At 47.3% G+C, this 23,128-nt stretch carries 21 protein-coding genes; 5 read left to right on the top strand and 16 right to left on the bottom strand.

Annotation, left to right across the window (positions count from 1 at the left end; genetic code table 11):
* Positions 1-57 precede the first annotated feature (57 nt).
* Positions 58-1,380: a lactate racemase domain-containing protein gene (locus BUF15_RS03215; protein WP_073612009.1), complete on the bottom strand. Its 1,323-nt coding sequence runs from the start codon at positions 1,378-1,380 to the stop codon at positions 58-60.
* A 250-nt stretch (positions 1,381-1,630) separates the two neighbouring features.
* Between BUF15_RS03215 and BUF15_RS03210 the strand changes: the two genes are divergently transcribed.
* Positions 1,631-2,335: a FadR/GntR family transcriptional regulator gene (locus tag BUF15_RS03210; RefSeq protein WP_073612008.1), complete on the top strand. Its 705-nt coding sequence runs from the start codon at positions 1,631-1,633 to the stop codon at positions 2,333-2,335.
* Between the two features lie 152 nt (positions 2,336-2,487).
* Here BUF15_RS03210 and BUF15_RS03205 read toward each other — a convergent pair whose 3' ends face one another.
* The 5 genes from BUF15_RS03205 to BUF15_RS03185 all read right to left on the bottom strand — a co-directional run bounded on the left by BUF15_RS03205 (position 2,488) and on the right by BUF15_RS03185 (position 9,575).
* Positions 2,488-4,239: an acyl-CoA dehydrogenase family protein gene (locus tag BUF15_RS03205; RefSeq protein ID WP_073612007.1), complete on the bottom strand. Its 1,752-nt coding sequence runs from the start codon at positions 4,237-4,239 to the stop codon at positions 2,488-2,490.
* A gap of 72 nt (positions 4,240-4,311) precedes the next feature.
* On the bottom strand, positions 4,312-5,499 hold the full coding sequence (locus BUF15_RS03200; protein WP_073612078.1) for a thiolase family protein: 1,188 nt from the start codon (positions 5,497-5,499) through the stop codon (positions 4,312-4,314).
* A gap of 102 nt (positions 5,500-5,601) precedes the next feature.
* A complete protein-coding gene (locus BUF15_RS03195) occupies positions 5,602-7,629 on the bottom strand; it encodes a 3-hydroxyacyl-CoA dehydrogenase/enoyl-CoA hydratase family protein (RefSeq protein WP_073612006.1) in 2,028 nt (675 codons plus the stop codon).
* A 242-nt stretch (positions 7,630-7,871) separates the two neighbouring features.
* Entirely contained in the window at positions 7,872-8,792 is a 921-nt protein-coding gene (locus BUF15_RS03190; RefSeq protein ID WP_073612005.1) for an electron transfer flavoprotein subunit alpha/FixB family protein, read from the bottom strand.
* Between the two features lie 9 nt (positions 8,793-8,801).
* The gene (locus BUF15_RS03185) at positions 8,802-9,575 is read right to left on the bottom strand and encodes an electron transfer flavoprotein subunit beta/FixA family protein (protein ID WP_073612004.1); all 774 of its coding nucleotides are present in this window, start codon (positions 9,573-9,575) and stop codon (positions 8,802-8,804) included.
* Between the two features lie 463 nt (positions 9,576-10,038).
* Between BUF15_RS03185 and BUF15_RS03180 the strand changes: the two genes are divergently transcribed.
* The gene (locus BUF15_RS03180) at positions 10,039-10,887 is read left to right on the top strand and encodes a creatininase family protein (RefSeq protein ID WP_084553420.1); all 849 of its coding nucleotides are present in this window, start codon (positions 10,039-10,041) and stop codon (positions 10,885-10,887) included.
* Between the two features lie 71 nt (positions 10,888-10,958).
* On the opposite strand, the gene BUF15_RS03175 is transcribed toward BUF15_RS03180, so the two are convergent.
* On the bottom strand, positions 10,959-11,414 hold the full coding sequence (locus BUF15_RS03175; protein ID WP_073612002.1) for a GNAT family N-acetyltransferase: 456 nt from the start codon (positions 11,412-11,414) through the stop codon (positions 10,959-10,961).
* A gap of 16 nt (positions 11,415-11,430) precedes the next feature.
* Entirely contained in the window at positions 11,431-11,571 is a 141-nt protein-coding gene (locus tag BUF15_RS03170; RefSeq protein ID WP_073612077.1) for a DUF2080 family transposase-associated protein, read from the bottom strand.
* Positions 11,572-12,126: 555 nt separating this feature from the next.
* On the opposite strand from BUF15_RS03170, the gene buk reads away from it, so the two are divergent.
* The 3 genes from buk (at position 12,127) to BUF15_RS03155 (ending at position 15,112) form a co-directional block, all read left to right on the top strand.
* Positions 12,127-13,224 carry a butyrate kinase gene (gene buk, locus BUF15_RS03165; protein ID WP_073612001.1) on the top strand — a complete coding sequence of 366 codons (1,098 nt, stop codon included), beginning with the start codon at positions 12,127-12,129 and terminating at the stop codon, positions 13,222-13,224.
* The gene (locus tag BUF15_RS03160) at positions 13,205-14,134 is read left to right on the top strand and encodes a bifunctional enoyl-CoA hydratase/phosphate acetyltransferase (RefSeq protein WP_073612000.1); all 930 of its coding nucleotides are present in this window, start codon (positions 13,205-13,207) and stop codon (positions 14,132-14,134) included. Before buk ends, BUF15_RS03160 begins: the two co-directional genes overlap by 20 nt.
* Before the next feature lie 87 nt (positions 14,135-14,221).
* Positions 14,222-15,112, top strand: coding sequence for an alpha/beta fold hydrolase (locus tag BUF15_RS03155; protein WP_073611999.1), 891 nt, complete (start codon positions 14,222-14,224; stop codon positions 15,110-15,112).
* Positions 15,113-15,172: 60 nt separating this feature from the next.
* Here BUF15_RS03155 and BUF15_RS03150 read toward each other — a convergent pair whose 3' ends face one another.
* The 8 genes from BUF15_RS03150 to BUF15_RS03115 all read right to left on the bottom strand — a co-directional run bounded on the left by BUF15_RS03150 (position 15,173) and on the right by BUF15_RS03115 (position 23,086).
* Entirely contained in the window at positions 15,173-16,675 is a 1,503-nt protein-coding gene (locus BUF15_RS03150; RefSeq protein ID WP_073611998.1) for a class I adenylate-forming enzyme family protein, read from the bottom strand.
* Between the two features lie 48 nt (positions 16,676-16,723).
* Positions 16,724-18,022, bottom strand: a complete 1,299-nt coding sequence (locus tag BUF15_RS03145; RefSeq protein ID WP_073611997.1) for a TRAP transporter large permease — start codon at positions 18,020-18,022, stop codon at positions 16,724-16,726.
* 2 nt (positions 18,023-18,024) lie between these two features.
* Positions 18,025-18,597, bottom strand: coding sequence for a TRAP transporter small permease (locus BUF15_RS03140; RefSeq protein ID WP_073611996.1), 573 nt, complete (start codon positions 18,595-18,597; stop codon positions 18,025-18,027).
* Positions 18,598-18,774: 177 nt separating this feature from the next.
* Positions 18,775-19,797, bottom strand: coding sequence for a TRAP transporter substrate-binding protein (locus BUF15_RS03135; RefSeq protein WP_143170618.1), 1,023 nt, complete (start codon positions 19,795-19,797; stop codon positions 18,775-18,777).
* 290 nt (positions 19,798-20,087) lie between these two features.
* Positions 20,088-21,029 (bottom strand): thiamine pyrophosphate-dependent enzyme, encoded by a 942-nt coding sequence (locus BUF15_RS03130; protein WP_084553418.1) that lies wholly within the window; start codon positions 21,027-21,029, stop codon positions 20,088-20,090.
* Between the two features lie 19 nt (positions 21,030-21,048).
* The gene (locus tag BUF15_RS03125; RefSeq protein ID WP_073611994.1) at positions 21,049-22,239 is read right to left on the bottom strand and encodes a pyruvate synthase subunit PorA; all 1,191 of its coding nucleotides are present in this window, start codon (positions 22,237-22,239) and stop codon (positions 21,049-21,051) included.
* On the bottom strand, positions 22,236-22,538 hold the full coding sequence (locus tag BUF15_RS03120; RefSeq protein ID WP_084553416.1) for a 4Fe-4S binding protein: 303 nt from the start codon (positions 22,536-22,538) through the stop codon (positions 22,236-22,238). The genes BUF15_RS03125 and BUF15_RS03120 overlap by 4 nt, the downstream gene beginning before the upstream one ends.
* Positions 22,526-23,086 carry a 2-oxoacid:acceptor oxidoreductase family protein gene (locus BUF15_RS03115; protein WP_073611993.1) on the bottom strand — a complete coding sequence of 187 codons (561 nt, stop codon included), beginning with the start codon at positions 23,084-23,086 and terminating at the stop codon, positions 22,526-22,528. The genes BUF15_RS03120 and BUF15_RS03115 overlap by 13 nt, the downstream gene beginning before the upstream one ends.
* Between the last annotated feature and the right edge of the window lie 42 nt (positions 23,087-23,128).

The raw sequence follows: 23,128 nt of genomic DNA, 5'->3' as shown, positions 1-23,128 counted from the left end.
CCTTTTTGTTTGTTATTAACATTTGTGCTTTGTCGCCGATAACAATGAAAGTACTTGTTATGATGAATGAAAAGCAGGCAGGATAACCCCGCCAGCAGGAACGATATTGACCGTTGCCTCAGCATGATCTTCTGCGACCAGAAGCAGAGCATCCTGCAGGGTTGCCGCGTGCTGAAAGCCAATTCGGGCGATCTGGTCGGCCGAGATGTCACCCGTAACAAGGATGACGTTAAAGTCACTTTGGGCGAGCATTGCCTGAGCCATGGACATGTTCAGTTCAGGCGGGGCATCAGCCATGATTGGTCGACCATCAGCGAAATACGTAAGCACTGCCTGGCGCAGATCTCCGCCATGTTCACTCCTGAATTTTTGACAGGCTGAAAAATAGTGCTCGGGGAGGGGAGAGCGGCAATCCGCATAGAGGATGATCGTGCCGCCGGGCCGGGTAATCATTTCCGCCGGAGCAAGCGGCTTCATGATCTGTGGCCCCTCGGTGTAGGGAAAGGATGAGATAATCGTCACATCCGCTTTTTGTTCAAATTGTCTGGATGTGATAGCTCGACATATCTCTGTTCCGGCCTTGTGAGCAACAATCGGATCCCCTGCAACAACCTGATGGAGAAGGTCCTTGTGATTGAGGACACTGTTGACGATAAAATTCAACCGGCCTGCCGTGGCCATTGCGTTGATTTCATCATGAAAATCATTGCCGCCCAGGATGCCGAGAGCACTGTTGCCTCGAAAACTGTGGCGCAGGTGGTGCTTGAAAATCGAATCGTAATCTGCAACCCCGGGAAAGAGAATCTTGCCGCCGCCACCGAAACCGTTTAAGGGATGCGGGAAAATTGAGCCGATACCGATGCGGAAATCGGCGGAATAGGCGAGGCGGTTGATTTTCACTGCAGTACCGTCTGCCAATTGGCCGATTTGTATCAGGTCGGCAGCATGGCAATCGTGATTGACAAACGAATATTCCGCCACAATCTCCGGGCCAAAAGCGCCTGCCAGTTCCTCGTGAGACAGTGGACGATGGGTACCGAGTGCTATGACTACGACGATATTCCCTGAGGGTATACCGATATTTCGCAAGATATTGAGGACAACTTTGAGAATCTCCTTTTTCGGTGAGGTTCTCGTCAGATCTTCGATGAGGATGCAGACCGTGTGATGCGGTTTGAGTTGTTGATCCAGGGGGGGAGCGCCATGTGGTGTTTGTAACGCCTCAATGGCCATGGAGCTGGCATCAGAATGAGTTGTTGTCTCGGAGAAATCGGCCAAGGTCAGGAGTTTCCAGGCAAGAGGAAGCGACATCGGAAGAATGCCGGCCTGGGAGCGGAGAAAAGCGTCTGATCCTGTGAACTGTTTCCTTCGCTGATTCATGATGGTAACGACCCTCTGAACTCATAGTGGAAAACATGTATTGCCAATTTGTACTCAGATAGTTGCATATTTACATGTAATATGCAATACATTTTTCTTTGCTATTATTATGTACTTTGGCGATTATTTGTGTATACAATCCTCAGTATATTGCAAAGCATTGCAACTCTTGCGGTTATGTGGTAATACCACCTGAGTCACGAGCGAAAAAAACGTTAATTAGCAGTGTTGCATGCCAGGAGATGATTCGATGATCAAGCCGGTAAAACACCGTAACGTTGCCGATCAGGTTTATGAACAACTTCGCGATATGATTTACCGCGGGGAGATTGAAGCGGGAGGGCGCTTACTCTCAGAACGTGACCTGTCTCAACTCTTCAAAGTGGGACGACCGACCATTCGTACCGCTGTTCAGCGACTGATCAGTCAGGGGCTCGTTGAAAGTCGTCGTGGAGTTGGGGTGTTTGTTCTCGACCGGGAACAGGGGCTCGACAAAAAGCCTCTGCTTCAGGCCCTTAACTGTGAGGTTTACAGTATAGCTGATATCCAGGAAATTCGTATGGCCCTGGAGGCGAAGAGCGCAGAACTGGCTGCAAAAAGAGCGACTGACGAAGATATCCGATTGCTGAAGGCTGTTCTTGAACGGATGAAAAAAGAACGGGTCGAACATGAGATCAGCATCAATACCGATATCAGCTTTCACATGAATATCGCCTACGCCAGCAAGAACGTGGTGCAGATCCACCTCATGAAGAGTTTTTACGAGGTCCAGAACTACGCAATGTCCTACTCGTACACAAATCTTCTGGAATCACTCCATATCGACCAATTGATAGATGCACAGCACGAGGAGATTTTCGAGGCAATCGTCAACCACGATCCAATCCGGGCGCGACAGGCCATGGAGGATCATATCGGTACTGTTCTGGAAATCTGTATCCAACATGGTGTCTAGCGTTTGAACCAGTTGTCGCTGCAACATTTTGATATGAGAGCATATCGCCGAGAACAATAGACCATATCCCATAGCTCACCAAAAAAGCACTTAGCTCAAGTGAGAGCCAAGTGCTTATCGTAAATAGATCTGCCAGTTCGTCATCACTATTGTCAGGAAACATACTTGCCGGCTGCAGAGATTGCGCCAGCAATTTTTTGTCGTAACGAAATGATATCAATTGGTGTGTAGTTGAGCAGCTTGTTCAGATCGCTTTGCATATTCACCAATTCGCTCCCTGTTACCAGAGTTGCGATTATTTCCCGGGCTGCCAGTGAAGTTTTCTCCACTGTCGTATAGATAAATGCTGTGGCCATGTTGGTCTTGAGCTTTGCATTCTGGCCATTGGCTGCCGCAGTCTTCTGGGTTCGAAGCCAGGTACTTTCGGTAGTGTAGGCTTGAATGGCAAGATCTGCCAGTCGACCAAGAATTTCCTGCTGCTTCAGGATTTCATCGCCATATCGTTCATACGACACACCCATAACGAATAAAAAAACATCCTTGATTGCTTGAACAACATCACCGGGATTTTCGCGGGCTACCGTTTCGCCGTTGAGATACACTTTCAATTCTTTCATGGCATCCTTGAGTGGGAATCCACCCCTGGCGGCGCGCCTGAACAACGTCGTGGGAATAATTATCCTGTTGATCTCATTGGTACCTTCAAAGATTCTTCGTATCCTGGCATCACGATATAATCTTTCAATGGGATACTCGGCAATGTAGCCATACCCACCATGGATCTGTACCCCCTCATCAACAACAAACGCCTCCATCTCTGTGGCAAACACCTTTTCAAGTGAACATTCGACGGCATATTCCTCAATACCCTCGGCAATGACTTTATAGCCATCGGGACCGCTCGGGTCGAGAGTGTTGATCATCTCTGTCAGCAGGCCGCCAGTTCGATAGACAGTACTCTCTGCCGCATAAATGCGCGTGGCCATTTCTGCCAGCTTTTCCTTGATCATCCCGAACTGGGCGATTGGCACCTTGAATTGTTTTCGCTCGTTGGCATAGGTGGCAGAAAGATCCAGGGCATATTTAGCCGCACCAACCGAGTTGGCAGCGGCCTTGTGTCTGCCGATGTTCAATATGTTGAAGGCTACGACATGTCCTTTCCCAGGTTTGTACAGTAAATTTTCAACCGGTACTTTTACATTGTCGAAAAAGACACTGCGGGTCGATGAACCCTTAAGGCCCATTTTTTTCTCTTCCGCCCCCGTGGTCAGGCCATCAGTATGAGCGTCAACGATAAAAGCGCTGAACTTCTCACCATCTATTTTTGCATAGACAATGAACATATCAGCGATACCGGCATTGGAGATAAAGGTTTTATCACCGTTTAAAATATAGTGCTTTCCATCTGGGCTTAATACAGCCTTCGTTTTGGCAGACAGGGCGTCTGAGCCGGATCCAGGTTCGGTCAGGGCGTACGCCGATATTTTCTCGGCTGTTGCTATGTTGGGCAGGTACCGACTTTTTTGATCTTCATTGCCAAAATAGACAATGGGTAAGTTGCCGATACCGCAATGGCCACCATGACCAATAGCAAATGCACCTGTTGCACCAAGTTTTTCTGCTATAATCGTCGAAAATATTTCATCAATTTCCGAACCGCCATACTCCTCGGGTATGTCAGCTCCTAAGAGACCAAGTTCTCCAGCTTCCACAAGGAACTCTCGCATCAGACCTTCTTGCTTGGCGTCCATCTCCTCCATTCTCGGAAATATTCTTTCCTCAAGAAAACGGGAGAGGGTTTCAGCAATCATTCGATGTTCGTCATTAAAATCCTCGGGAGTAAATATATTTTTCGGATCGGTGCTGCCGAGAAGATAACCGCCACCTTTTGGTAGTTGTGTCATAATTGCTCCTTTTGCGCTTGCAGGAGTATGATCTTGCAAGCGCGAGGCATTGATCATGGTACTTAGGCATGTTTAATCAACACGTAAGACCAACGCTGCACCGGTGTCACCTGCGGCACAACCGGCAATGAGCACATAACCGCCTCCACGAATAATCGCCTCCTCAATGCCTTCTATAACAAGTCTGGCTACGGTGGGGGCTTGCGGATGGCCGAAAATCATTGAACATCCGTAATTGTCCATTGTCCTGAGATCAATACCGAATTTTTTCGCAAAGTAGAGATCATTGGCCGCAAAGGGGTTGTGGGTTTTAATGACCTTTACGTCTTTGATGGTTATCCCGGCACGGTCAAGAGCCATCTGCGCAGCTGGAACCGGAGCGGCGGGCATAAGCGCTTTTCCTTCTCTGGCAAAACCGTAGGAGATGATCTGGATCGTTCTATACCGATCACTGCTCAAGTTTGCTGCCCGTTCCTTGGTAGTGACGATAATTCCTGCATTACCATCAGCCGGATGGGTTTGACTGGCAAAGGTATGAATTCCACCAGGCATGACAGGTTTGAGGTGGGCAATGCCGTCCTTTGTTACCGGAGTTACACCTTCATCGGCGTCAAGTGTGATAGTTTTTTTGCGGTTGATTTTCACTTCAACCGGGAACATGTATCGCTTCTGGAAAGCCCGATCGTCTTTCAATGCATCGAGATACTGCTCATATCGCATGACGGCAAGGTCATCGGTTTCCTCGCGGGTGGCATTGACCAGTTTAGCAACATTTTCTGCAGTATTGAGCATTCCCTGGCCGGTTGATGGATCCGCGTTGATGTTGTCCATATTCCAGTTTTCAGCGATCACCTCGCCGCCTGGACCTTTGGGATTTGGCCAGATGAGATGAGGCGCATTTGACATCCGGTCAGCCAGGAAACAAAAGGGTGTGGTTTGGGTGCCGGTTTCAACCGCAAGAGCTGCCGCGTGAATACAGGTTGTTGAAGTCGAGCAAGCCTGGATAATTGTCATCCCGGGTACCTGGTGATCCATCATTGCATTTGCCCAGGTGCTGCCATAAAAACATGATTTTTGCACGACTGTAATGCCGTGGTAGGTATAGTCAAAGACAGGCGTTTCCCAACCTTTGGACTCAATCCAGCGTTTTGCGGTTGCAGCACCCAAAACAATCGAATTTTCATTTGACAAACTTCCCTGCCATTTGGCAAAAGGGCTGCAATAGTAACCACCGTAGGGAATATAGGCTTTGGTAAACATCATGATGACAAACCTCTTGTAGTAAATTTATCTTCTCGCTCTATTGTCGGCCCTACACAACAGGGGCGGCTTTCAATGCGGATACGTTCGTTGGCGATTCAGCTATTTCTTAAAGTTCGGTTTTCGCTTTTGCAGGAAAGCCATAACGCCTTCTTTGGAATCCTCAAGGCAATGGGTATCGCCAGAACGGTCGTAGTTAATCTCAAGAGCGTTGTACAAGCCTTCTGTTTTGGCGCCTCGGTTAATGACGTCAGCGATAACTGTAAGTACTTCCTTACTTAATGGATCACCATTGATTGCTGCAGGTTGATCAGGGACAACGAATTCAGGAATGTCGACAGGAGCGTCACTGATTCGTGGGATATTGCCCTGTAAACGCTCAACTTCCTGCATTGCCACATCAATCATCTCTGAATAACTATCAACCAGATGGTTAATGATGCCAATTTCCCTGGCTTCAGCAGACTTCATGACTTTTCCCTTGCCAATCATTTCATGGAAAGTTTCTGCAGCGTGCGGCCATTTTCTGTAAGGGATAACACAGCCACCCATGCCAGGAAGTATCCCGAGCGTAATTTCAGGCAATCTGAAAAATGCTTTTTTGTTTGCTACAACACTATGACAACGGAGCATCGTCTCAACGCCACCACCCATCGCCAACCCATTGACGGCGGCTACAATAGGTTTCGTCATCTGGTCCATGTAATGCAACATTTCGGAATTACCTTTTGCCAGTCCGACTCCCGCTTCTTTATTGTCAAACGCGTCTACAAAGCCACTTATATCAGCTCCGGCGCAGAACGCTTTTTGACCATAACCGGTAAGTATGAATCCCTTAACATTCGGATCGGCCGCACCTTTTTTCAGTTCCGCCAGAATTTCCGGGGCAGTTCCCCATCCTAAAGCGTTTGCTGCTTGAGGTCTTCTGATTGTGATAATCCGCACACCGTTTTTGTCGTCGACAAGAATGTCCCTTGAAAAATCAAGGTATTCGTCAATTGGTTTGGTGGGTACAGGATAACCAGGTCTTTCCGCAACAAACGCATCTGCGATTCGTTTGACCTCTTCAGCTCCCATATCCGCCATGGTGTCGAATACACCCTTCTTGAAACCCAAGGCGATTAAACTGCCAAAGTTGAGGTCAGACCGTGTGCCAATATTCCGGTCGGCGATATCAAAACATTGAGAGAAGACCAGGCCGATAAGGCGATCGCGTATCCAACTGCGATGCGCATCAGGCATTTCTACCTTTTCGCCACGTTTTTTCAGGTTCCAGCTTTTTACAGAATTGAAAATTTTTGGTGGCTCGTAGCATTTTCGCTCAGCCATTCTCCTCAATTGCGATTCATAGGTGAGAGGGTTACCACCGGCCATTTCAAGGACAAAAAACGGCCCGGCACCGACAAACTCCTCAGCGACATCATCGACTTCAAAGGTCGTTGCTTTGTCGAGCAATACTGCGGCTTCGTTGGTCCAGTTTTCAAAGATTCTGTTTAAAAGGAACGAGAACACATTTTTGGTCACAACAGGCGCTTTGCCGGTATTCGCGAAAAACCAGATCAAGAAATTCAATACCTCAGGATCCAGGGTATCCCATCGAACCACCTCAACCGCCATGCTTCTCCAGGCAGGAGCGAAAAAGTGCGTAACGGTGCTCCGTTCAGGATGTTTCATCCCAGTGAATATCTGGTCAGCCGGGATAGAGCTGGTATTAGATGTCAACACAGCGTCTTCGCTGACAATTTCTTCAAGCTGGGCAAAGATCTTCTTTTTGATATTCAGGTCTTCGGTCGCAGCCTCGATAACCAGTTTACAGTTTTTGATTTGACTATAATCGGTTGTGTAGACAATGTTGCCGAGAACCTGATCAACCTGCTCCTGGGAGAGGATTTTTCTGGAGAGGGCCTTCTGGGCGTATCCCTTAAATCGTTCTTCTGCCTTTTTTAATGGTTCTTCAACCACGTCAACCAGATATAATTTTTTTTCCGGCGCGCCGGTTCGCATATAATACGCGATATCAGGGCCGATATTTCCTGCACCGATCACCGCCATCTCATCAGGCATTGGTCGATTCGATTCAATGAGGAACGGATTGACAAATGAGGAATAGAGTTCTTTGGTCTCTGACATGGAGCATCTCCTTTGATTTCTGGTGCCGTTTGTGTTTTCTGATCAAGTCGATGTAATGAATATGGCCACAGGAAGTATGTTTATAAAAGGTACATTTGGTCGTCCATATTTGCTGACCACTAATGGATATAATGTAGCTTTTATATAGCTTACTTATAGCCAAGCTACATTATGGCTATAATGCAGTCAAGGGAAAAGTATTCGTGTATTACAACCGTCTCATCATAAATCATACAACCCAATCAGATTGCCTGAAGCTTTTCCGTAAGTACTGGCAGAAACTGCAGTAGGTCTGCTACAACCAGCACATCTGCCAATTCACCAATAGGTGCATCACGATCGGTATTAATTGCTATGACGAAATCGGATTTTTTCATCCCGGCAAGATGCTGAATCGCACCTGAAATACCGCAGGCAACATACAACTTCGGGGCAACAGTCTGTCCTGTGGTTCCAACCTGGCGTTCATGTGCCATCCACTCCATATCCACCACCGGTCGGGAAGCCCCGTACTCACCTCCCAGGGCTTTTGCGAGATCTTCCACGAGCTGCACATTGTCAGCTTTTCCTATCCCCCTCCCGGCGCTGACGATAACCTCGGCCTTGGTCAGATCCACCGCACCTTTATCTGCAGCCTCATATCCTTCAAAACGAAAACGTCCAGTATCCGCAACTTCAATTTTTTCAATTGCCATTGGAGAGGTTGCTGACGAATCCGATGCAGAAAATGCACCTGCCTGAATGGTTACGACGGTAATAGCGGTTTTAGATGTAACCTTCCGTCGCAATTTTGCATTGCAGACAGGTACCACCATATCGTTTTCAGCCACTGCTACTACCTCCGATATCTGGGCAGCCTGCAAAGCACAAGCAATCCTGGGAGCCATATCCCAGCCATACGACGAATGACTGAAAACAATCATATCGGGTTGCTCTCTGGCAACCACTTCCAATATCACCTTTTTGTGCGCATCCGGATTACATTCACCACAGACAGTCGCATCTGCCAGATACAGTTTACCGCCATACTCGGGAAGAGTGTTCTCGTTGCCGATAAGAACCATTACATTCTCTCCACCGAGTATATTGGAAAAGCCGATGAGTTCGTTGCTGCTGCCAAGCACCTTTCCATCACGGTATTCTGCCACCAGAAGTGTTTTCATGATTTCCTCCTATTTCAGAACAGCTGTTTTTTCCTGCAGAATCGTAATCAACCTGTTTGCGAGTTCACCGGCTTCACCTTCGAGAATCATTCCACCACCTTTCTTTTCTGGAATGTACATTTCAATGGTTTCCTGAAGTGGATCGACTTTGAGAAGCTCCTCAAAAGAAACGGCCAGCAACTCTTTTTTCTTGGCCTTCATGATGTTTGGCAACGTTGGATAACGAGGAGTGTTAAGGCCGAGCTGACAGCTGATAACAGCTGGTGTCGTGGTTGTAACCCGTGCCTTCATCCCACCTTCCAGCTCACGTTTTGCTTCGATTTTGCCATCGCTATAGGCAAAATCGACAATGGTTGACACACAGGGGATCCCCAGCATCTCGGCCACGAGAATACCAACCTGGGCACTGGCCTGATCTTGAGACTGCATTCCGGTAAAGATGATATGAAATCCTTTATCCCTGGCATATTCCGCAATGACTGCTGCTTTCTGGTACGGTTGTCGGCTATATGCTTCATGGTCGACAATATGAACTCCACGGCTGCAGCCCATGGCTAAAGCCTTTTTCATTGTCTCCTTGACTTTGTCAGGGCCTATGGACAAGACGGTCAAGTCGGAATCCTTTTCCTGTTCGCATAGACGAACTGCCTGTTCAACTGCATATTCGTCATACTCGTTCATCCGCCAGGCAAGATCCGTGGTATCGTACCATGTGCCGCTTTCTGCGACTTTGAATCTCGACTCCATATCCGGAACCTGCTTTATGCACACCAGAATTTTCATTTTTGACCTCCAGTTGCTTGCGAACAGCACCTGCCGTTCCTTGGTTTGCTTACAACCTCACAAACGATTCGCAAATACTTGTGTTGGGCGACACGCCCTCCTTAGCGGCAGCTTCTTTTACATCTTTTGCAAAAAATGGAAGAGGGCAGTGCAATATACATTGCAGCTTCAATGTATTTACAATAAAGCTGTAATGTAGCCACATGATAAAGGCTGGTTTATGCAAATGTCAAGTAAAAGGGAAACGAGTGGAGAGCATTTTCCATTTCGTATTTCTCATGGTGATACAGAGATTCGTGCATTACAAAAAGCAAAACAGGGATAAATCTTGACAATCATGTGGTATTTTCTATCCTTTTGTATTTTCGAATGCTTGGAAGAGGGCACTGTATAGGAAATGTTGGCTGAAGGATGACAGCACCAGCAAGCCAAAAATACCCCTTTGCTGAAAGGCCACGAGACTATGTCATATCATGTCAAACGATTAACTGAGATGAGCTGGGTTGAGGTTGAAGCCCTGGATAAAGAACGTTCATTTGTTTTGGCTCCTCTCAGCCCAATTGAAGAGCACGGTCCTCATCTGCCCTTGGGCACCGATATATTTGGTGCTGAGGATATTGCTCAATTGACCGCAGAGGTGGTTCACAAGAAGGATTCGACGCTGCAGGCGATCCTGGCTCCTTCCATCCCGCTTGGCTGTTCGTCAATTACAGCAGATTTTCCAGGAACCATCTCACTGCGGGGGGAAACCCTGTATAACCTTCTTGTCGACTTCTGTTCTGGATTGGCGGAGAGCGGTTTTCAATATATTGCTATCGTCAATCACCATCTCGACCCGGTTCACCTTAAAGCTATCCTTGAGGCAATTGAGACTGTCGAGAATCGTTTCGGGGTAAAAATTATTGAAACTGCCGGCAGGATTGTCTATTCCGGGAAAGTGATGCGGGAAGTCACCCATGGTGAAAAACTGGGTGTACCGATGAAGACCGAAATACACGCCGATATGAGGGAGACATCCTATATCAAATACAGGTACCCGCATCTGATCAAACACAATCCTGAGGAGTTACCTGCTGTTCGTATCGATGTCAAAGAGGGATTGAAAAATGGGCATACGACCTTCAGGGAAATGGGGGCAAGTCAGGGGTACATTGGTACGCCAGCGCTTGCTTCGGAAGGCTTAGGCAAAATCCACCTGGAAGAACAAGCTGAAAATACCGCCGACATGATCATACAGCTCGTCGGTGGTCATCCGCTGCCTGAAATGAGTCCGGGGATTTTAAACTACTTGAAACATAAGATTAAATTGTAGGGCACTCTTGAAATAATGAACGAATTTCCAAGGTGCCCTATAGCTGGTGAGATATCCGCTGGAGTTGTTTGTCAGTCGAGAGTTTTCTTCAAATTGATGAAATTGCTTCTTTCAAAACCCATGGTTTTGAAGAACGAGAGCAGATCGGTTGAATCCCAGCGAACGGAAGTGTAGACAGTTGAGATTCCACGAGCTTTAAAAAACATAAAAACTTCTTTGGTCATCCCGGCGCCTATTCCCTGGTCCATATATTTGGGGTGTACACCCATCGTAGCAATATAGGCACAATCCTCGGCTCCAAATCCAAAAGGAAGGATATAGCTAATCATAAAGCCAACAATTTTCCCGCCTGATTCAGCGACAAAATGTCCATCCTCAACACCTTTTGACTGAGCCCGCTCAAGAACCATCCGTCTGAAATCGGCATCAACCCCCTTATTGGTTATAAGGTTGTAAATCTGACAGATTTCGTCGACATCCTCTGTTCTCCATCGTCTAATGGAGACATTATTTGTATTGTGATCCATTCTGTTCTCTGCCTAATCAATCTATTCTAATGATTTTGACACGATGTCCGACCCAGTCGGGTGGCAGATAAATCCTGCCGCTATTGCCACTCGACTTGACATCTTTCTCGAGCATCTCTTCGCCATAAACCTCGAATTTCACCTTTTGATGAGCAATGCTTGTTTCATCAACGGATTTTCGTGGATCATCGTTTTGTTGTTCTTTCACTTTTTCATCCATTGCTGCTTATCTATCATTATGCCCCAACCTCAACATGCCCTCTATGTATGCTGATGAATAGAGATCTCTATTGAGAATACCATCACTGAGGGGATGCGCTGGTTCAGCGTAAATTCACATTTTTTCACTGTGTAAGCAAGGTAACATACCTAAATATACAAAATCCAGATATATTGAAGTGACTGCAGTGAACCAGCTGATCAGATCAAAGGTGGTATTGCAAAGTAGATATAAGGAAATCTGATTACCCCAAGAGCTCAGCTACATGAAGTGAGGGGTAAGGAGAAAGGAGTGAGGAGCGCCTGCATGAAATGATAGTGCTCGTTCCAACAATATGAACGTAGGAGCAGTTCTTTTGAGTGACCATTTCCCAATGTGCCACGCCTTACACCTCGCACCTCTCAACTAACCTTATCAGGCTGAGAATGAGGGGTAATCAAATAAGGAAAAACTCTTGTTTGCTTTGTGCTGTAATGACAATTATGAGATGATATGGCCTATAGAATTTTAGCGGTAAATCCGGGATCTACTTCGACCAAAATAGCTTTGTTCGAAGATGATCATAAAGTAATGGCACGAAACATCGCCCATCCTCCCCAGGAATTGTCCGCTTTTCAAAACGTGTGGGAACAGCAGGCGTATCGTCAACGCACCCTGATTTCTTTTCTATCTGAAAATGATCTATCTCTTGCCGATTGCGACATTATCGTTGCCAGGGGTGGGACCACACGGCCTATTTCAGGGGGGATATACGATATAACGCTTGAAATGCTCGCGGATATGAAATCGGGCCGATATGGTACCCATCCCACCAACGTCGGATGCCATATCGCTTTCGAACTTGGCAAGAGATATCGAAAACCGGTTATTTGTGTGGACCCTCCGGTAACCGATGAGATGTGCCCGGTGGCCAAATATACCGGCATACCCGAAATCAGGCGCCAAAGCAGCTTTCATGCTCTCAACCAGAAGGCGATCGCACGTAAACTGGCTGCGGATCTCGGCAAGAACTACAGCGATATCAATGTTATTATCTGCCATTTAGGTGGCGGTATCTCAGTTGGGGCTCATCAGGGTGGCAGGGTGGTGGATGTCAACAACGCACTCAACGGCGACGGCCCATTTTCGCCGGAAAGAGCTGGAGGGATTCCTGCGGCTTCCCTGGTTGAACTCTGCTTTTCAGGAGAGTATGAAAAAGGGGCTATCCTGAAAAAACTCACCGGACAAGGAGGCCTGACCGCCCATCTCGGAACCGCTGATTGCCTGGAGATCATTGAGCGTATAGGTTCGGGGGACCAAAGAGCGGCAGAGGTTTTGGATGCCATGTGCTACCAGATAGCAAAAGAGGTGGGTGCCATGGCCGCTGCTTTGCGTGGCAAAGTGGATGGCATTGGCTTGACCGGCAGCCTTGCCCATGCAGAATATATTGTCTCGAAACTGAAAACACACATTTCCTTCATCGCACCGGTCTATCTCTATCAAGGTGAAAACGAAATGGAAGCCATGGCTGCCGGTGCCTTGAGATACTTACGTAAGGAAGAAGAACCAAAACACTATACTGGACAGCAAGATGACAACAACGCATGTTAGCAATGATGTGATCGAAAGTTTTGAACAGTTGATGGCAAAAGCAAAGTCACTTCCAACCCGTCGAATGGCGGTGGTTGCGCCCTATAGACCAGAGGTACTTGAGAGTGTATTGCAGGCCGAGAGAGAAGATCTTGCCCACTATTTCCTGGTAGGCGACGAGACGATCATCACGTCGGTGGCAAATAGCAATGGCATCACCCTCAACCCCAGTAGGATTATCCATGAGCCGGATGCAAGCTCGGCAACGCCCCGGGCGGTGGCCATGGTACGTAATGGCGAAGCAGATTTGCTGATGAAAGGGCACTTGCACACCGGCGCCTTCTTAAAAGCGATCATGGACAGAGAAAATGGGCTGCGGAGTAATGACAAACTGTTGAGCCAAGCCGGTTTGTACCAGAAGCCGTTTGGCAAAGGACTCCTCATTATCACCGATTGCGCCATCAACATCTCCCCGGATCTGAACGACAAGCTTAAAATCTTGGACAATGCGATCAGCATGGCCCATAAACTTGGATGGAAAGAGCCCCGGGTAGCGGCTCTGGCAGCACTGGAAACGGTTAACAGCAATATGGTCGCAACCATGGATGCAGCGCTTTTAAGTAAAATGTCCGATCGGGGTCAGATTCAAGGCGCGATAGTGGATGGACCTTTGGGACTGGACAATGCTATTTCCCCTGAAGCTGCGATAGGCAAAAATATCAAGAGCCCGGTTGCCGGGCGGGCAGATATATTGCTTGTTCCGGGGATTTCTGCCGGAAATTTTCTCCACAAGGCTATCGCAATCTTCGCAAAGGTCGATATTGCGGGATTGGCATTGGGGACGAAGGCACCCATTGTGATGACCTCACGGTCCGATTCAATGAGGTCCAAACTGCTCTCTATCGCTTTGGGATGCGTGATGGCAGATTGAATCATTCAGAGGCCTTGGTTTTTGTTATGATGTCCAAGGATCTTCATTCATCGTTTCCCATCTCTTCTTCATCGAGTATTTGCCACAATGAATCAGGATACGACTCCAAAACTCATTGAAATTCCCTTTGATTGTGATTCTTACAACGTCAGTGGAATCAACTTGAGCTTTCTTGACAGTGGGGGGGATAAACCTCCTCTCCATTTCTATCACGCCAATGGTTTTCCGGTCAGTGTTTATCTTCCTATGATGATCAGACTCACTGAACATTACAGGGTTATTGGTCTGGGTTTACGCGGCCAGGATGCTCAAACGGCAGGAAACACCTCCTGGCATCAAGTAGCAGAAGATTTGATTAGCTTTCTGGACGATCAGCAGCTTGGTCCTGTGTTGGGCGTGGGACATAGCGTCGGTGGGGTGGCAACGATGTTTGCGGCTGCCAGGAGGCCGGATCTTTTTTCAAGAATTATCCTTATTGATCCGGTTATTCTTCCCTATACATCGGTTGCTGCCCTGGCAGTGATGCGACTATTTGGGAAAAAGAAGAATTTTTTCCCCGCCAAAAGGGCTAGGGCCAGAAGAAATGGCTGGACTGATCGGTTCGAGCTTTATGAGTATCTCAAAACCAAAAGTCTGTTTAAGCGATTTGACGATACGTATCTCAAATCATACGTTACCTACGGATTCAAACCTGCTGATGGGGGCGGTGTAGAGCTCTTATGCCCGCCCGAAGCTGAGGCAAGGATTTTTGAAAACTATCCTCTTGATGTCTGGTTCTGGGTGCAACGACTAAAAATTCCTGTTCTGATCGTAAGGGGGGAATACTCAGATGTACTCTTTGAACGTACTGTCATCCGTATTTGCAGAAAAGCTGAAAATGCATCATCCTATCTGATGGAAGGTGCCGGGCACCTCATTCCCATGGAAAAACCTGATGAATTGATTCATCTCATTGAGGATTTTTTCGGAAAGCAATGAGGGGGAGGTTGGTCCCCCCCCACATATCGCTACTCGCAAATCACCTTGTGTTGAGCACACTTAACCTGTGGTGGTTGCTTTGTATATTTCCCTGAGTTGTCGTTTCAAAAGTTTGCCTGTGCTGCTTTTAGGCAACTCCTCTACTTCGATGAATTCCTTGGGAACCTTGTAATTGGCCAGGCGCTCACTCATGTACGACTTAAGTTCCGAGCTATTTATATGCTGGCCGGGTTGAGGAATAATAAAAGCCGTTACCCGTTCGCCAAATTCAGGATCGGGTAATCCCACTACTGCACATTCCAAAATTTCTGGTCGGGTAAAAAGCATCTCTTCAATTTCACGGGAGTAAACATTCTCACCTCCGGTGATAATCATGTCTTTCAGCCGATCCACAATGTACAAATAGCCATCTTTGTCAAAGACCCCGATATCCCCAGTACGGTACCATTCGCCAAAGAAGGCCTCCTTGGTTTCTCTGGTCCTGTTTAAATATCCTTTTGTGACATTGGGGCCTTTGACGCATATTTCTCCCCTCTCTCCCTGGGGCATAGGTTTGCCGTCGATATCACTGATCTGGACTTCAACAAGATTGACAAGTGTGCCTACAGAGCCGACCCTGTGGCAATAGTAATCGTTGTAGGTTATCATCGTGGCCGTTTCAGTCATGCCGTATGACTCAAAGATATCCAGTCCTGTTTTCTCCTTCCATTCCCGAACGATTTCCAAGGCCATGCTAGCCGCTGCTGAGAAACAATAGCGGATCGATTTAAACTTTTCCTTAAGGTTTGATAAACCTAATAATCTAATATAGATAGTCGGTACCGCATAAAATTTGGTCACCCCATATTTTTCAATGGCTGAAACGGCTTGTTCTAAATCAAAAGATGGCTGAAGAATTGTTGCTCCACCACTATAAACTGTTGAATTCATAATGTGTATCTGGCCAAAAACATGATTTAGTGGCAGAAAACACAAAGCTCGGTCATTGATATTGCAACGTTCATAGTAGGCAATATTGAAAACAGATGATTTTATGTTTTGGTGAGACAACATAGCACCCTTCGGAAAGCCGGTTGTACCACCGGTATAGAGAATAGCGGCCGTTTCATCACGGTCACAATCAACCGTTGTAAATCGCGCATTACCTTTTTCCAGCAAGGCGTTGAGACTAATATCACCTGAGTCGCTGATCACATAATCCAGGTATGATTCCTTCCGTTGCTGACTAAAATCATCAAGTTTGTCATCGCAGGTAAATAGAAATTTGGGCCGACTATCGGCCATAACGTTGGCAAGCTCATTCTTTTTCAGCAAATATGAAAATGTAACTGCAACAGCCCCGGCTTTAATGGTCGCAAAATAGATAACCAGCCAACCATATGAATTTGGCGCACATAACGCTACGTGGTCGCCTCTTTTCAAACCAAGACTGACCATTGCGGATGCGACCCGATTCACATCCTGATTGAATCGTAAGAAGGAGACGGTGTTTTCTTCATAGATAACAGCTGGTCGATCTGGAAAATAGAAAGCGTTATTATCCAACATGGCAGCAAGGTTCATCGGGTGTCCTCCAAGACTCAGATAATTGTCTACTATATTTTTTCAATCTTACATATTCGAAGGTATGAATAAGGCGATCTGCGGGAAGATGATGATGGCTGCAATACATACCACTGCAGCAACAAGAAAAGGCCACACTCCTTGAAACATCGTCGTGATGCTTATGCTTGGGACCACTCCTTTTATGACAAAAACATTGAGCCCGACAGGAGGGGTGATGAGCCCAACCTCCAGCACAATGACCATGATGACGCCAAACCAGATCGGATTAAACTGCATGACCTGGATAATAGGAAAGAGTATGGGAACCATGAGAATCATGATGGCAAAGCAATCCATTACACAACCGAGCGCAATGAAGATAAGAAGCATGAGGATCAGAACAACCATCCTCGGCAATGCCAGAGCTGCAACGGTTTCGGCCAGCATAAACGGTATCCCGGTCAAGGCCAGAAAAGACGAAAAGATGGTTGCGCCGATGATTATAAGAAAAATCATCGCGGTCATGTTACCCGTAACCAGGAGACTTTCAGTAAGGGTCGTGAGGTTAATCTTTTTCTTGATAAAGGTGATAACAAATGCCCCAAATGCCCCTATGCCGGCAGCTTCTGTAGGGGTGAAAAAACCAAAATAGATCCCGCCCATTACCAGGAAAAATAACGATAACATGGGCCAGGTGTCGTACAGGGAATTGAGTTTTGTTTTCCATGTTGTCGGTTCACCCTTAGGGCCCATGCCCGGGCTGAAATGACACTGCAATATTATTGCGAACAAAAAGAGCGAGGCAAGCAGGAGGCCAGGGATAATACCGGCCATAAACAGCTTCCCGATGGATTCCTCAGTCAGGATGCCATAAATGATGAACCCTATACTGGGGGGAATCAGAATGCCAAGTGTCCCTCCGGCAGCTACACAGCCTGTCGCCAGGCGAGGGTCGTACCCATACTTTTGCATTTCAGGAATGGCCACCTTTGCCATGGTCGCTCCGGTGGCAAGGGACGATCCGCACACCGCCGCGAACCCGGAACAGGCAACAATGGTCGCCATTGCAAGACCTCCCCGTAAATGTCCCATCCAGCTATACACCGCTTTGTAAATATCCTGACTTATGCCGGAGATAAAAGCGAACTGTCCCATCAGGATAAAGAGAGGGATTACGCTGAGTGAATAGCTCGATCCTTCAGCCCATGGAACCATACCCAAAAGATTTAAACCGGCCTTCACATTGACAATGAGGCTGACACCACCAAAGCCAATCAGTGTCATGGCTAAACCGATGTGCATCCTGAAAGCCAGTAATACAAACAGCAACACAATCCCGAGAACTCCTATCATTTCTGCGCTCATGGTCATATCTCTTTCTTCTTGTTTTTCCCAAACGTCTTCAGGATATCCCTAAAAAATTCAATACATAGGACTCCACAACCAAAAGCTAAAAAGAAGACAAACGGGTATTGCGGTATTGGCAGATTCATGGGTTTATCCCCTGTTGCCAATGATTCCAGAGCTTTTTCAATCCCCATCCATGTGATCAAGATCATCAGGATAAGGCTTACGGTACAGTTCAGCAGGTCAATAAGAGATTGTGTTTTCTTGGGGAAGGTATTGACAAGAATGTCTACGTTAACGTGCCACTTCTCGCTCTGTGCATAACCGATAAAAGAAAAAACCAATACGACGACCAAATATTGAGTGATTTCAAATGAACCAAGTATAGGCGAATTGAAAACAAAGCGTCCGACAACATCGACCACTGTTACGCCCATCATCATCAAAAGAGCCAGGCAGCCGATCCTTGCAAAGACATAACTGAATACGCGAGTTATTTTGATTATCTTTTCAATATTCATATATCCTCGAAGAATATCCTGAGCTTGACACATGTCCTTGTCAGGCAAAATCAAAGGGATGGTGTAAAACATATTCCCCCTGATTTTGCCAATGACGCTGTTTGGTTGTCACCCCAAGGATGTCATGCGAAACGCGATGTATTCCAATCTCGAAAAGCTCTCATTTTCGACTCTAAGCGATGCACAAAAACATGAGCTGGTACATCGCTCCAGAGCTTGTGAACAGGGCGAATCAGAGGCCAGTAAACATCATTCATTCGTATAGGAAAGTGCAGTTTTCAGGACCTCTTTTCCGGGTAGACCCTTTTCTTCCATTTCCATAGCCCACTCGTCTCGCAGGGGCATGGTAATGTCTTGCATCTTCGCCAGTTCAGAAGGATCAAGTGCGATCTCCTCAATGCCCTTTTTCATACTGATTTCTCTAAAAGGTTTTTCGGCGTCATCAAAGGCCTTGCCCGCTGCTGCGGACATCTTTAAACCAGTTGTATTATCAATGAGTTCCTGTACGTTTTTGGGGAGGCTGTCCCAGGTTTTTTTGTTCATGACGATCATCATGGGCATGGTATACAGGTCGGCAAGCGTGGTAAATTTGGTCACTTCATTTAATTTAAATACCACAATCCCTTCATAGGGAAGGGCTGAGCCATCAAGAACTCCCAGTTGCAGGGATTGATAGGTTTCAGTGATTGGCTGGGCAACCGGCACAGCACCCCAGAGAGTCAATGCCTTGCTAATAGCAGGATTAGCTGTACGCATTTTCATCCCTTTAAAATCTGCCATGCTACGAATGGGAGTTTTTACTGTATGAAAATGTCCACCAGCATGGCCAAACAGGGCCAATACTTTCACTTTGCTGTATTCTTCCTGGTATTTTGGTTCCTTCTCAAATGTTTTCCACATCGCTTCCGACACCTTCTGACCTGTCGGTGGCATAAAAGGCAGAGAAAAAACGGACGTTAAAGGAAAGCGACCGGGCGTATAATCGGCCAAATGGTACGACATGTCGGCAATACCTTTTTCAGCCAGGTCGAATTGCTCAGGCGCTTTTCCAAGGGCACCGGCTGGGAAGAGTTTAATTTTTACTTCACCGCCACTCGCTTTTTCGATTTCTTCGATCCAGGGTTTAATGACTTTGCCAGTGATGACCTGTTGGACTGGAAAAGGACTTGAAAATGTGAGTTCTATCGTCTCAGCAAACACAGGGGTGCTTGACAGCAAAAAAGCACCTGACAAAGCAAGAAGAAATAAACGATTCAAAGGAACACATTTCATGCTGATACCTCCAAGAATTTTGTTGGTAATCTGACCAAGACACGAGCCAGTGACGGGCCTCTCCTTATGCTCACCTCCATCTCTCCCTTCGAGCGAAAGGAGAAAACTATTTTTTTCGTGTTCCCCCTGGATGGTTTTAGACAATGTCGGCACCAGAAGCGTTACCAGACCGACATTGTGCGCTCGTTTCCATCATAAAACTCCCGTGTTTTATGATGGAAACGAGTTAGGGGTACATCAGATTTGACTCGACTTCTCAAGCCGTTTCAATCGACATGCAGTTCTTCTGATCAGCCAGGGTAACTGCTGCCTTTACATAGCACATCCAGGGTTTTGAAACGTTTATCAACCTTAGCCTGCAGGCTCTTTACATTGTCCTCGCTCAAGTGTTTGAACTTGCCAAGTAAACCTGTCAATTCTTCAATGGGTTTTGGTTTTGCCACCTTCTGGGTAATCCGGTATTGACCGTTCTCCGACTCCCAAAGGGGAAAATAATTGGTTCGAACCGCCGCACGGCAAACCTGGATCGATAAATCCATGTTGAACTTCCATCCCACCAGACAGGGACAGAAGACATGCAGGTAAACAAAACCCTCTTTGGCTTTCTCTTTCGCTTTTGCCAGTTTTTCAGCATAATCATCGAGATGGCTCAAGGTCGCAGTAGCTACGTAGGCGACATCGTGCATGGACATGATCATTGGCAGATTCTTGGAACCGGTGGTTTTGCCCTGACTGACGGCACCACTTGGCGTTGTGCTGGTAGAAGCACCAAAAGGTGTTGCGCTGCTCCGCTGGATACCGGTATTCATGTATCCCTCGTTGTCGTAACAGATATAAATCATCTTCTCGTTACGTTCCGCTGCACCACTCATGGTCTGAAAACCAATATCAGAGGCACAGCCATCACCGGTAAAACAAACCACATTGCCTTCGATACCGGCACGCTGGTAATAGCGGGTGATGCCCGTGGCGCTGGATGCCACACCGGTCATGGTGCAGGCGTAATGGCCCATTTTATGCCAGGCGGCGGTATTTTGTCCGTTAAGAACAGGAGCAGAGCAGGATGGTGTGCCTACCAGAATAGTCTTTTCCCCCATAATCCTGGCGACGAAACGAGCATTAAGCTCAAGAGCACATCCTGCGCAAAACGCCACTCCACCAGAGAACTGGTCCTCGCATTGGAAGTGTTCACTTCCTTTCTGCGGTTTTTTCTCAATTGCAACCATTGTCATTGTGAAACCTCATTTTGTATTATGGCAACCAGGTTACTTCCTCATAGCTCTCGCCTCGGGCCGCACTCTGGATATTGTCGATCATTGAGCCGATATGTTCCTTGGTGATGTCCATATTGGCCAGGCCATCAATGAAAGAAAGCATTGGCACGATGCCGATCTCAGGGGTGATTGCTTTGACTTCCTGATAGAGCGGCCCGCAGTTCCAACCAAAAGCAATACTTCGGTCGAGAACTCCGATTGCCTTTTTACCTTTCAAGCATTCGGCCAGGCGCTGGACCGGAAATGGCCGATAGAGCCTGAGTCTCACTAATCCGACCTTCATCCCGGCTTCCCGCTTGGCGTCAACTACAGCACGGGCTGTCCCGGCAGCACTTCCTGAAGTGACCAGGACAATCTCGGCATCTTCCGTTTTATACTCTTCAACTTGACCGCCATAACTTCTGCCAAATGCCTTGGCAAATTCGGTATCGATGTCATCGACTTTCGCCTTGACCCGCTCCATGGCATCCATATGCTTGCGACGAAGCTCAACATAACCGAGGCCAATACCATGACTTCCACAACCCTGAGCTTGTCCAGGGGTGAGCTTTGGTCTTTCAGGTTGTGTTTCCAAAACTTTCAGAAAACCATCGACCTCATTATCAGCGGGAATATTCACTGCCTCGGCAAGAAACGACAGATAGTAGCCATCATAGTTAACGATCACTGGCAACTGGATGTCGTAATCTTCTGCCAGGCGGAAGGCCTGAATCGTGAGATCGAGGATTTCCTGACAATTGCTGGCAATGAGCTGAACCCAGCCGGTGTCACGGACGGAAATCATATCCTGTTGACCGGAACAGACCGCATGGATTCCTGGAGGCTCACGATTCACGTTGACCATAACCACCGGTGCACGGTAACCAGCAGTGTTGAACATGGCATCGTACATATAGACGAGACCATAGGAGGAGGTGGCCGTAAAAGCACGAGCACCCGCCATGCTGGCCCCACAGACAACGTTCTGAGCGGAGTTCTCACCCTCTACCGTCACATATTCGCAGTCCAGCACGCCATCGGCATGAAATTTAGCCAGTTGCTCAACCAGTTCACTCTGAGGTGTGATAGGGTAGGCAGAAACAACATCGGGCCGGCATAACATCGCAGCGTAGGCTGCTGCTGCGTTCCCTGTTATAACTTTAGTGGATTTAGCTATTGGGGCATTCATTCGGAAAAACCTCCTTCGGGTTCCATGGTGATCGCCTTCTTTGGACACTCCGTGGCACAGACACCGCATCCCTTACAGAATTTCAAATTGGCCTTGTAATAATCACCATCATCAACCATGCACTGCGGCGGACAGAAGCTGACACATATTCCACAGGCATTACACTTTTTCTGTATCACGACCGGGCGGGATGTTCGCCAATCACCCGTTTCAAGACAAAGCATTTTGTTGCCTTTCGCATCACTCCAGGCAGCTTCTGTTTCGAAGATGCATTTCTCACCCTCTTTTATGAATCCCATGATTGTACCTCCACTTCTTTATATCCCCGTGTTGCATTACGAATATTTTTCTCGAGCATACTGCCCTCCAGATACTCGCTTAATCCTTTGAGTACAGACTCCAGGGACACCCAGCCAGTGGTTGCTGCAAGTGCACCGATAAGGCAGGTATTGGGGATATCTCTGCCAATTTCTTCCATTGCCACGCTGGTGGCATCGATACGGCCAACCTTTGCCAGATTGGCGCTCGGCCTGGTGGTAAAAGGCTTATTGCTGTTGAGAATGAGGACACCGCCAGTCTTTAAACCATCAAACAGGGTTGAGATGGCTAAAAGAGTAGGGTCGACGACCATCAGAAGATCGGGAGTGTATATCTGGGTCTTTTCCAGAATAGGTTTTTCGTCAAAACGTGTAAAAGCTACGACCGGCATTCCCCGCCGTTCAAAGCCGTACATGGGGAAACTTGCAACCGATTTGCCCTCAATGGCGAATGCGGATGCCAGCATCTTGGCTGCCATGACGGCCCCCTGACCGCCTCGTCCGTGCAACCGTATTTCTTTTCCTGTCATGTACTCCTCCTTTGGTTGTTGATCGGTGTAAGTTGCTGTCGG

The organism is Desulfopila aestuarii DSM 18488 (assembly GCF_900143695.1).
Classification (GTDB): Bacteria; Desulfobacterota; Desulfobulbia; order Desulfobulbales; family Desulfocapsaceae; genus Desulfopila; species Desulfopila aestuarii.
The sequence above is the reverse complement of the archived record's forward strand: the minus strand, read 5'-3'. Positions and strand labels throughout refer to the sequence as shown.